This is a genomic window from Streptomyces sp. YIM S03343, assembly GCF_054729195.1.
The window spans coordinates 77763-90556 of sequence record NZ_JBPUKX010000003.1 but is presented as its reverse complement, the minus strand read 5'-3'; the positions used below and the strand labels follow the sequence as shown (position 1 = coordinate 90556).

Genomic DNA, 12794 nt, shown 5'->3' with positions numbered 1-12794 from the left:
CCACCGCCTTCTGGCGACCACCTCCTGACCGACTGCTGACTGACGGATCTCCTGAACCCGCCGCCACACGGCGGGCGAGCACCGACACCGGACCGGGGAAACGGGTGAACTGCACATGAGCGATGAGGAGAAGATCCTCGGTTACCTGCGGAAGGTCACGGCCGATCTGGCCCAGACGCGGCAGCGGCTGAGCGAGGCCGAGGCCCGGGGCAGGGAGCCCGTCGCGATCGTCGCCATGGGCTGCCGTTTCCCCGGCGGAGTGTCGGACCCCGAGGGACTGTGGGAGCTGCTGCGGTCGGGCCGCGACGCCATGACCGACTGGCCCGAGGACCGCGGCTGGGACACCGAGGCGCTCTACGACCCCGAGCCCGGCACCCCCGGCCGCAGCTACACCCGGACCGGCGGCTTCATCGACCGGGTCGCCGACTTCGACGCGGGCTTCTTCGGCATCTCACCCCGGGAGGCCGTCGGCACCGACCCGCAGCAGCGGCTGCTGCTGGAGGTCTCCTGGGAGGCCCTGGAGCGGGCCGGTATCGACCCGCAGGCCCTGCGCGGCAGCCGTACCGGCGTCTACACGGGCACCAATCTCCAGGACTACACGACCCTGCTCGCCCACTCCGACAACGCGGGCGACGACGGCGTCGGCAACGCGGCGAGCGTCCTGTCCGGCCGTATCTCCTACACCCTCGGCCTGGAAGGCCCCTCGGTCTCCCTCGACACCGCCTGCTCCTCCTCCCTGGTGACCCTGCACCTGGCCGTGCAGGCGCTGCGGGCGGGGGAGTGCGATCTCGCGCTCGCGGGCGGCGTCACCCTCATGACGACACCGACCGTGTTCCTGGAGTTCAGCCGTCAGCGCGGACTGTCCGCCGACGGCCGCTGCCGGGCCTTCGCCGAATCGGCCGACGGCACGGCGTGGGGCGAGGGCGTCGGCGTCCTCGTCGTCGAGCGCCTGGCCGACGCCCGCCGCAACGGGCACCCGGTCCTCGCGGTCGTACGCGGCTCGGCCGTCAACCAGGACGGCGCCTCCAACGGCCTCACCGCACCCAACGGCCCCTCCCAGGAGCGGGTCATCTGGCAGGCGCTCACCGCGGCGGGCCTCGCCCCGGCCGACGTGGACGCCGTGGAGGCCCACGGCACCGGCACGACCCTCGGCGATCCCATCGAGGCGCAGGCCCTGCTGGCGACGTACGGGCAGGACCGGCCCGCCGAGCGTCCGCTGTGGCTCGGCTCCGTGAAGTCCAACATCGGCCACACCCAGGCGGCGGCGGGTGTGGCGGGCGTGATCAAGATGGTCCTCGCGCTGCGGGAACGGGAGCTGCCCGCCACCCTGCACGTGGACCGGCCCTCCACCCACGTCGACTGGACGGCGGGGCACGTCGAACTGCTCACCGACGCCCGCCCCTGGCCGTCCGCCGACCGCCCGCTGCGCTGCGGGGTGTCGTCGTTCGGTGTCAGCGGTACGAACGCCCACATCATTCTCGAACAGGCCCCGGCCGAGCACGATGACGCCGAGGATCGGTCCGCTCCTGAAGGCCCCTACGCCTTCCCCGTCTCCGCGCGCACCGGCGACGGGCTGTGCGCCCAGGCCGCCCGCCTCCGCGACCACCTGACGGCGCCCACCACTCCCGCCGCGCACCCCGCCGACCTCGCGCACGCGCTCACCACCACCCGCTCGGCCCTGGAACACCGGGCCGTCGTGGTCGCGTCCGATCAGGACGAACTCCTCACCGGCCTGGACGCGTTGGCGAACAACGCCCCCGCCCCCGGCGCCGTGCGCGGAGTCGCCGACACCGAGGGCGGCCCCGTGTTCCTCTTCCCGGGCCAGGGCCCGCAGTGGGAGGGCATGGCGGTGGAACTCCTGGACAGGGACGACCGCTTCCGCGCCCACTTCACCGAAGTCGCCACCGCCGTGGAGGCGTTCACCGACTACAAGGTCCTCGACGTGCTGCGCCGCGCCGAGGGCGCCCCGCCGCTGGAGCGCCTGGACGTCGTCCAGCCCACCCTCTTCGTGGTGTGCGTGGCCCTCGCCCGCCTGTGGCAGTCCTACGGCGTCCACCCCGCCGCTGTGGCGGGCCAGAGCCAGGGCGAGGTGGCCGCCGCGCACATTGCGGGCGCCCTCACCCTGGAGGACGCCGCCCGCGTCGTCGTCACCCGCTCCCGTGAACTCGGCCCGCTGTCCGGCCGAGGCGGCATGGTCTCCGTACCGCTGCCGCTCGCGGAGGTGGAGCGGCGGCTCGCGCCGTGGGAGGGCCGTATCTCCGTCGGCTCGGTCAACGGGCCGCGCGCCGTTGTCGTCTCCGGCGAGGAGGAGGCAGTGGCCCGGCTGCTGGCCGAGCTGACCGAGGAGGGCGTACGGGCCCGGCGGGTGCCCGTCGACTACGCCTCCCACTCCGCGCAGGTCGAGGAGGTGCGCGAGGCCCTGCTCACCGGGTTCGCGCCGGTCGCCCCGCGCCAGGCGGAGGTGGCGCTCTACTCCACGGTGACCGGGGAGCGCATCGAGGACACCACCACGCTGGACGCGGACCACTGGTACCGCAACATCCGGCAGCCAGTGCTCTTCGAGGACACCGTGCGGGCCCTGGCGGGGGCGGGACACCGGGTCTTCGTCGAGGTCAGCCCGCACCCTGTGGTCACCACGGCCGTCGGCGACATCCTGGAGACCGCGGGCGCCACCGGCAGCGCCGCCGTCGGCACCCTGCGCCGCGGCGAGGGAGGCCCGGCCCGCTTCCTGACCTCCGCCGCCGAACTCCACGTACGCGGCTGCCGGGTGGCGCTGGACGCCGGACTGGAGGGCAGCGGGCGGCCTGTGGACCTGCCTGTCTACGCCTTCCAACGGCGGCGGTACTGGCCGACGTTCACCAAGGCGGCGGCGAACGCCGGTGCTTCGGCGTCGGGTACGACCGACGCGGCGTTCTGGAATGCCGTCGAGCAGGGGGACCTCGGCGCGCTGACGGCGGCCCTCGAACTCGGTGAGCAGGAGGTCGCCCGGCTGGTGCCCGCGCTGGCGCAGTACCGGCGGCAGAGCGCGGAGACTGCGACGGCGGACGGCTGGCGGTACCGAATCGCGTGGCAGGCGGTGGAGGATGTACCGGCGGGCGGTCTTTCCGGGACGTGGCTCGTCGTAGTCCCGCAGGATGCTCCTGATGCCGGTGCTGTCGTGGGCGACGCCCTGCGGAGGGCGGGCGCGGAGCCGGTGACCGTCGCTGCCGACGGGACTGCGTCCGACCGGGTGGCATTGGCCGCCGCGCTCGGCGCCGCCGTACCCGCCGTGGGCGAGGCGTCCGGCGTTGTGTCCCTGCTCGGCCTGGACGAGACGCCCGTACCCGAACTCCCGGTCCTGCCACGAGGGTTCGCCGCGACGGTAGCCCTCCTCCAAGCCCTGGACGACCTGCGCGCACGCATACCGGTGTGGTTCACCACCCGGGGCGCCGTGGCAACCGGTGCGGAGAAGGCACCGGACTCCCCCCTCCAGTCGCTGATCTGGGGCTTCGGCCGGGTCGTAGCCCTCGAACAGGCGGGAAACTGGGGCGGGTTGGCGGACCTGCCCGCAACCCTGGACGACAAGGCCGCCGACCGTTTCGCGGCCGTCCTGGCCCGCGGCGACCACGAGGACCAGGTGGCGATCCGCCCCACGGCGGCCCCCGGCATCCTGGGCCGCCGCCTGCTGCGCGCCGCGACCGGCGCCCTGCCGACCGGCCGCCACTGGACCCCTCAGGGCACGGTCCTGGTCACCGGCGGCACCGGTGCCCTCGGCCGGCATGTCGCCCGCTGGCTCGCCCGCTCCGGGGCACGGGATCTGCTGCTGGTCAGCCGCTCGGGCCCCGACGCGCCCGGCGCCGCCGATTTCACCGCCGAGCTGGCCGAATTGGGCGCCCGCGCTGAGCTGGTCGGCTGCGACATCGCAGACCCCGACGACCTGGCCCGCCTGCTGGCCGCCGTACCCGCCGAGCGCCCCCTGACGGCCGTGTTCCACACGGCGGCCGTCCTCGACGACGGCGTCATCGGCTCCCTCACCCCCGAACGCCTTGCCGAGGTACTGCGGGTGAAGGTGGGCGGCGCCCTGAACCTCGATGCCGCCACGGCAGCCCTGGACCTGTCGGCATTCGTGTTGTTCTCCTCGTCCTCGGGCGTCTTCGGCAGCCCCGGCCACGGCAACTACGCCCCCGGCAACGCCTTTCTCGACGCCCTGGCCCAGGACCGCCGGGCGCGTGGACTGCCGGCCACCGCCGTGGCGTGGAGCGGCTGGGCGTCCGGCGGCATGGCCTCCGGCACGGTCGGCGAACGGCTCCAGCGGCACGGCGTCCAGCTCATGGACCCGGCCGTCGCCGTCGTCGCGCTCCAGCAGGCCCTGGACCACGACGACACCGCGCTCGTCGTGACCGACATCGACTGGGAGGTGTTCGGCGCCGAACTGGCCAAGGGCCGCCCGCGCCGCCTCTACGCCGCCCTGCCGGAGGCCCACCGGAGCCAGACCGAGGCGGCCCACAGAAGCACGGCGGAACCGGAGTCCGCGGAGGGTTCCGGCCTCGCCGGGCAGCTCGCCGCGCTCGGCGACAACGACCGCAGGGATGCGCTGCTGGACCTGGTCCGTGCCCATATCGCGTACGTGCTGAACCACCCGAGCCCGGACGACGTGGAACCCAGCCGAGCCTTCAGGGAGTTGGGCTTCGACTCCCTCACAGCGGTCGAACTGCGCAACAACCTCAACGAGGCCACCGGCCTGCGCCTGCCCGCGACCCTGGTGTACGACTACCCGACCCCGGCGGCGCTGGCGGCGCATCTGAACACGGAGCTGGCGCCCGCGGGCGTCGTTGCTCCCGCCGAGACGACGCCGGTGACCGCTGAAGCTGCTGTCGACGACGACCCGATCGTGATCGTCGGCATGGCCTGCCGCTTCCCCCAAGAGGTGGGTACGCCGGAGGAGTTCTGGCAGTTGCTCGCCGACGGCACGGACGCCCTGACCGAGTTCCCGACCGACCGCGACTGGGACTTGGAGGCGCTGCGGGGTGGCGAGTCCAGCGGTGTGGCCACCCGGGTCGGCGGATTCCTGTCCCGATGTGCGGACTTCGACGCGGGCTTCTTCAACATCTCGCCGCGTGAGGCGGCCGCCATGGACCCGCAGCAGCGGCTGCTCCTGGAGATGTCGTGGGAGGCGTTCGAGAGGGCCCGTATCGACCCGAGGACCCTGCGGGGCAGCCGTACAGGCGTGTTCGCGGGCACCAACTTCCAGGACTACTCGTCGCGTCCGCTGCTCGTCGACGCCGACTCCGGCGCCCACCTGGGCACGGGCAACTCGGCGGCGGTGATGTCCGGACGCCTCTCCTACACCTTCGGCCTGGAGGGCCCGGCGGTCACGGTCGACACCGCGTGCTCGGCCTCGCTGGTCGCGCTGCATCTGGCGGTACGGTCGCTCCGGTCGGGCGAGACGGACCTGGCCCTGGCGGGCGGTGTGACGGTGATGTCGACGCCCGGCCTGTTCATGGACTTCAGCCGCCAGGGCGGCCTGTCGACGGACGGCCGCTGCAAGGCGTTCGCGGACGCGGCCGACGGCACAGGCTTCTCCGAGGGCGGCGGCATGCTGCTCGTGGAGCGGCTGTCCGAGGCCCGCCGCAACGGCCACCCCGTACTCGCGGTGGTCCGAGGCTCGGCCGTCAACCAGGACGGCGCGTCCAACGGCCTGACCGCACCCAACGGCCCCTCGCAGCAGCGGGTGATCCGCGCGGCGCTGGCCGACGCGGGCCTGTCAGCCGGGGACGTGGACGCCGTTGAGGCGCACGGCACTGGTACGACGCTGGGCGACCCGATCGAGGCGCAGGCCCTGCTGGCGACCTACGGGCAGGGCCGGGACGCGGACCGACCGCTCTGGCTCGGCTCGGTGAAGTCCAACATCGGTCACACACAGGCCGGTGCGGGTGTGGCGGGCGTGATCAAGATGGTGCTGGCGCTGCGGCACGGGGTGCTGCCCGCGACGCTGCACGTGGACGAGCCGTCGACGCACGTGGACTGGTCGGCGGGTGAGGTACGTCTGCTGACGGATCAGGTGGAGTGGCCCGAGACCGGTGACCGCCCGCGCCGGGCGGGTGTCTCGTCGTTCGGTATCAGCGGTACGAACGCGCACGTGATCCTGGAAGCGGCGGATGACGTTGTCGAGACGGCGGAGCCAGCCGACGGAGCCCCGCTGACCGCATGGCCGCTGACCGCCCGCAACGCCACGGCCCTCCGCGACCAGGCGACCCGCCTGCTGGAGCACGTGGCCGCCCACCCGGAGGCCGACCCGGCCGACGTCGGCCTGTCGCTGGCGACGACCCGGACCCACTTCGACCACCGAGCGGTGCTTCTGGGGGCCGACCGAACCGAACTCATCGACTCGCTTGCGGCGTTGGCCGACGGCCGCATAGCGCCCCGCACTCCGATGGGCATCGCGCGAGGTGGCGGCAGGACGGCGTTCCTGTTCACCGGCCAGGGCGCCCAGCGCGTAGGCATGGGCCGTGAACTTCACGAGTCGTACCCGGTGTTCGCGGCGGCCTTCGACGCGGTGTGCGAGCACATCCCCGGACTGCGCGACATAGTCCTGGGCGACACCGACCCGCAGACCCTGAACCGCACCGAGCACGCCCAACCCGCCTTGTTCGCCTACGAGGTGGCCCTGTACCGGTTGCTGGAGTCATGGGGCCTGGTCCCCGACCAGGTGACCGGTCACTCGGTGGGCGAGATCGCGGCAGCACATGTGGCAGGGGTGCTGTCTCTGCCGGACGCGTGCACGCTGGTCACGGCCCGGGGCCGTCTGATGCAGCAACTGCCGCCGGGCGGCGCGATGTTCTCCCTCCAGGCATCCGAGGCGGAGGTGCTGTCGCTACTGGCGGGCAGGGAGACGGAGATCGGCATAGCGGCGGTCAACGGCCCACAGGCGACGGTGATCTCGGGGACGGAAGCAGCAGTGACCGAAGTGGCCGCTGCGGTGGCAGAGCTGGGCCGCAAGACGACCCGCCTGCGCGTCTCGCACGCCTTCCACTCCCCGCTGATGACACCGGTCCTGGACGAATTCCGCACGGTGGCGGCTGACTTGACCTACTTGCCGCCGCAGCTGACCTACGTCTCGGGCATGACCGGCGAAGTGGCGGACGCGGGACGGCTGGCGGACCCCGAGTACTGGGTGAGCCACGTCCGCGAACCGGTTCGCTTCCACGACGTCGTACGGCGCCTGCGCGACGACCTGAACGCCACCCGCTTCCTGGAGGTGGGCCCGGACGCCACGTTGACGGCGCTGGCCCAGAACATCCTGGACGACCCGGACAGGGCGCAGCCGCTGCTGGTCCCGGCGGCGCGGAAGGACGTACCGGAGGCGAGGGCGGTACTCACGGCCCTCGGGACCCTGTTCACGGACGGACTGACCCCCGACTGGAAGGCACTCTTCGACGGCGGCCACCCCATCCCCCTCCCCACCTACGCCTTCCAGCGGCAGCGCTACTGGCTCCCCAGCGCCCCCTGGACCGGCGGCGATGTAACGGCCGCGGGCCTGGAGCCGACGACGCACCCCTTACTGGGCGCCACGGTGACCCCCGCGGACTCGGACACCCTGCTCCTCACCGGCCGCCTCTCCCTGCGCACCCACCCCTGGCTGGCGGACCACGAGGTGCTGGGCCGGGTGATCCTGCCCGCGACGGCGTACCTGGACCTGGCGGTCCACGCCGGCGACCGCACCGGCTGCGCCCACGTCGCCGAACTCACCCTGCACAGCCCGCTGGTGATCCCGCACGAGGGCGCCGTACAGCTCCAGATGACGGTGGAAGCACCGGACGAGACAGGCCGCCGTACCTTCGGCGTGTACGCCCGCCCGGACACGGAGACGGCCGCATGGGAGCCGCACGCGAGGGGCGTCCTGACCCCGGAGGCACCTGAGACAGCGGCCGACGACCTCTCGGTGTGGCCCCCGCAGGGAGCGGAGCAGGTATCGGCGGGCGACAACTACGCGGAGTTCACGGCGGCCGGATTCGCGTACGGCCCGAGCTTCCAGGGCCTGGGCCGGGTCTGGCGCCGTGGCGACGAGGTGTACGCGGAGGTGGCCCTCCCGGAGGACCACCGATCCGACGCGGCCCGCTTCGCCCTGCATCCGGCCCTGCTGGACGCGGCCGTCCAGACGCTCCTGGTCGAACTCCCCGGCGGGGCACCGCGATCACCGGACCCGATGCTGCCGTTCGTGTGGAGCGGCCTGACGCTGTACGCCGAGGGCGCCACGGAGCTGCGGGTACGGCTGAGCCCGGCAGGCCACGACAACGGCTACGCGGTGCTGGTCACCGACACGACCGGCCGCCCGGTAGCCTCGGCGGACTCCATAACGCTGCGCGCGGTACCGGCTGACCGGCTGCTGGAGGAATCCTCCGACAGATCACCGGAGTTGCTGCACCTTGCCTGGACCCCGGCGGCAGCGGCCGCCCCGGCGTCGCCGCGCCCCGAGTCGGTGCGGTGGATCATCCTGGGCGAGGGAGACGACCGGTTGGCGGAGGCCCTGGACGGGGCGGGCGTGCACCTGGAGACGTACGCGGACCTGGAGGCGCTGGGCAAAGCGGTGGACACGGGGATGACGATGCCGGAGGTGGTCCTGGTCGCCCCGGAGCCCGTCCGTAGCACGGCAGACGCGCCTACGACGGTCCGTACGACCCTCACCACGGCCCACGACCGCGTGCACGGCTGGCTGTCCGACGACTGCTTCGCGACCGCCCGCCTGGTGTTCGTGACGAGGACTGCGTCGACTGACCCGGCGGGCGCCGCACTGTGGGGCATGATCCGCTCGGCACAGTCGGAACACCCCGGCCGTTTCCAGTTGGTGGACCTGCCGAACGATCCGCAGGGCGATGCGACGGCACTTCTCGCTGCCGTAGCGACATCGGCGCCGCAGACGACGGTACGGGACGGAAAGGTCCTGCTTCCGACCCTGACGGAGCCCTCGACGACGGGAGACGCACCGGACCTGTCGTCCGGCACGGTTCTGGTGACGGGCGCGACGGGCGCCTTGGGCACGCTGGTGGCCCGCCACCTGGTGGTGGCACACGGCGTACGAAGCCTGCTGCTGACGAGCCGCAGGGGCCCGGAGGCGCCGGGCGCGGCGGAACTGTGCGACGAGTTGGCGGAGTTGGGCGCCGAGGTCACGCTGGCGGCGTGCGACACGGCGGACCGGACCGAGTTGGAGGAGCTGCTGACGGCCGTACCCGTGGACCGCCCCCTGACGGGAGTGGTGCACGCGGCAGGAGTCATAGCCGACAAACCGGTGACGGCCCTGGAACCGTCCCACTTCGAGGAGGTACTGCGCCCGAAGGCGGACGGAGCCTGGCACCTGCACGAACTGACCGCGGGCATCCCCACCCTGAAGGTATTCGCACTGTTCTCGTCGGCGGCGGGCACGTTCGGCAGCCCGGGCCAGGCGAACTACGCGGCGGCGAACGCGTTCCTGGACGGGCTGGCGGCACAGCGCCGCTACCTGGGCCTGCCGGCGACGTCGATCGCGTGGGGCCTGTGGGAGAGCGAGAGCGCGATGACGTCGACACTGTCGGAAACGGACCGGAGGAGGATGACGAGGGGCGGGATGAACCCGCTGAAGCCGACGGACGGCCTGTCGCTGCTGGACAAGGCACTGGCGGGGGGCAGCCCGTCGACGGTGATAGCGATGAGTACGACGGAGGCCGGAAGGACGGCGCTGGAATCACTCCTGCGCCCGAAGCCCCGTACGACCACCGGCCGCCGCAACGCCACGACGAAGCGGGACCAAGAGCCGGTGGCTATTCGCCTGGCAACACTGCCCCCTGCGGACCGCCCAGCCGCCCTCACCACCCTGATCCGGGAACTGGCGGCGACGGTGCTGGGCCACGCCTCCCCGGAGGCGATAGAGCCGGACCGCTTCTTCACGGAGCAGGGCTTCGACTCCCTGACGGCGGTGGAACTGCGCAACCACCTGGCAACGGCGACGACTCTGACGCTCCCCCCGACCCTGCTGTTCGACCACGCGACGCCGGAACTCCTGGCAGCGCACCTGGACACCCGCCTGGCGGAGAAGCCCCCGGCACCCACCGCGGACCTGCCGCTGACGGTTGCCCCCGCGGCAGACACTCTGAGCGGACTGTTCAAACGGGCATGTGAGACGGGCAAGGTGGACGAGGGCTTCGCACTCCTGAAGGCGGCGGCGGACCTACGCCCGACCTTCACCACCCCGACGGACCTCCCGACCCTCCCGGACCCGATCCGTCTGGCAAAGGGGGATGCGGCGGCACCGCTGATCTGCTTCAGCTCGTACGTGGCGCTGGCGGGAGTACACCAGTACGCGCGATTTGCCTCAGCCTTCCGGGGCGAGCGCGACGTATGGGCGCTGCCGACGCAGGGCTTCGGGAAGGACGAGGCGCTGCCGGAGTCGTTCGACGCAGTCACCGAACTGCACGCCGACGTGGTCACCCGCACGGTGGGCGACGCCCCGGCCGTCCTCCTCGGTTCCTCCTCGGGCGGAGTCCTGGCCCTGGCAACGGCACGCCGACTCCAGGAACGTGGCACGCCGGCGGCAGCCGTGGTCCTGCTGGACACGTACATGCCGCGCCCGGACTCACCGTTCCTGCGCTTCTCGCAGCAGATGCTGGGCGGGATGTTCGACAGGGAGTCGATGTTCGCGCACATGGACAGCGACCGCCTGACGGCGATGAGCTGGTACGTGGCGATGATCGGCGAATGGGAGCCGGACCCGCTGAACACCCCGGTCCTCCTGATCCGCTCCAGCGAACCCCCGGTCCCGGAGGAGACGACAGGCCCCCTGCCCGCGGATGAATGGCAGACGACCTGGCACCGAGCCCACACGGTCCTGGACGTCCCCGGCAACCACTTCACGATGATGGAGACCCACGCCCGAGCCACGGCGGCGGCGACGGGCGAGTGGCTCAAGCGTCTTGACCAGGGCTGAAAGGCCGAGGCAGGGAAACGGATGACGCCGCGCCCGGCGGTCGCGCAGGACTGGCGGGATCGGGTGACTCGAGGAGCTTGACCACCGACAGCCCTGTCTCGCCACCCACCAGCCGCAGCGCGATTTCCGCACGAGCCGCGAGGTCGAGAGGGGCGAGCCGCTCGAGCTGGTCGGCGTGCACGATCCGGTCCAGACCGGCCCCGACGAGCGGCGCGGCGGTACGCAGAGACGCATGCAACGCGACCCCTTGCGTGGCTCCCCCGTGCAGCACGATGTTTCGGGTGCGATACAGACGGCGGAGCACGATGCGGTACGTGCCCATGACCTCGCTCAGAACGCGACGCGGGTCTGTGAGCAGGCCAGTCATCCGCTCGGCGGCAGGGCGGTCACTGTGCTTTGTGCGAGCCCCCGAGAAGTCCAGCATCGCCGCGCCGGACGTACTCAGCGTGGCCGCGATACATGAGGCGCGTTCCAGGTTCGTTGCACAGGCGGCGAGGCGTTCGGAGAGTTCATCGGGCTGCCGAGGCCTGTGCCGGTGGGCGAGCGAGGTGAGCTCGGCTCTGGGCCATGAGCAGGCGATGATTGCCGCGAGCCGGTCAGCGGCGACCGCCTTGCCGGACCGCTCGGAATCCTGCGGATCGTCCGGATGGGAGAGCAGCGCCTCGATGGCCGCCCAGGCACCGGCGACCGCCGGTCCGAGAGGACCTTGGTTGATGGGCGCGGCCAGCTCCAGAGCGTCGTCGATGCGGCTGCGGGAATCGTGGACACGGTACAGGTGCGCTTCGTTGACGAGCGTCAGTACGTCAGCGCCTCGGGCCGGCGGAGTGACGGGGATCGGCTGCGGATGCCCGGCCACCCACACCGACGGCAGCGGGGTGATCCCACCACGGTGGCGGCGGAGGAACGAGGATCTGGCGATCATGCGTTCGATCATCTGGCGAGCCTGCTCGGCGGCACCGTAGGCGTCCAGGGCGTAGAACTGGTAGATGAAGCCGCCTCCGGGGCGGACACCCGCCGTGTCGTGCCCGTGTTCCCGCAACCAAGAGATCACTCTTCCCTTCGGCAGCCAGTTGGCCAGGGGCTCGGCGAGCTCCCGCTGCGGAACCCCGCCAAGGGCGACCAGCACGTCGAAGGATCTGGGAGAAGATCGTGCGAGAGCCGCGGCGCTCTCGGCGATGCCGACGGTGTCCGCGCGTTCCGAGTAGAGCGCCTTGGCCCAGGTCAGCAGGTGGCTCGCGCTGTACCCGAGGTCGAGCAGATGTGCGGCAACCGTCCGTGAGAACCGCTCGGGTCCGGGGCCGTCGGCTCGGGCGACTGCGACAGCCCAGCGCTCGAGGTATCCGGTGCGCGCGTGGTCGATGATCTGGCGAAGGCGCCTTCGTGCCGGACTTGGGTCGGGCAGCGGGGAGTTCAGCAGGGCGGTGAGCTCTTTTCGCAGCTCACGTTCGCCCAATCCTCTGTCCGGACCGATGAGTGCGCGCAGTTCGGCGCGTTGCCAGTCACAGGCAGCAGGCGAAAGGACGCCATGGGCCTGCCAGGCGCCTGCTTCCCACAGCTCTTCCAACGCCAGTACAGAGCCGATGTCCCACAGCCGCCGGGCCCACGGAGTTCCCTCGTCGGTGAAGTAGTCGATCAGGCGTGCGAGAACGTGACGCGGGTAAGTGTCGGACACGTAGAGTGGTGACGCTTTCACGCCGAGTACCGTAGCGGAGTGCCTCCGGGGCGTGCTAACTTGATCGAAGACTTGAAGGGGCACTCGCCGGTCACGGCCACTGCCCCTCTCTTTTTGCCCTTCCACACCCGGCTCGCTCTGACCGCCGCTGGCGATGCCAAGCTCTGCCATTGACCGTCGACGGCA

At 72.0% G+C, this 12794-nt stretch carries 1 protein-coding gene and 1 pseudogene; one reads left to right on the top strand and one right to left on the bottom strand.

Going from position 1 to position 12794, the window contains the following annotated elements:
• Positions 1-130 precede the first annotated feature (130 nt).
• A pseudogene (locus ACSYGN_RS40815) lies at positions 131-10936 on the top strand (type I polyketide synthase); the annotation flags it as partial.
• On the opposite strand, the gene ACSYGN_RS40810 reads toward ACSYGN_RS40815, so the two are convergent.
• Positions 10914-12779 (bottom strand): hypothetical protein, encoded by a 1866-nt coding sequence (locus ACSYGN_RS40810; protein ID WP_460405946.1) that lies wholly within the window; start codon positions 12777-12779, stop codon positions 10914-10916. The pseudogene ACSYGN_RS40815 and the gene ACSYGN_RS40810 overlap by 23 nt on opposite strands.
• Positions 12780-12794 lie beyond the last annotated feature (15 nt).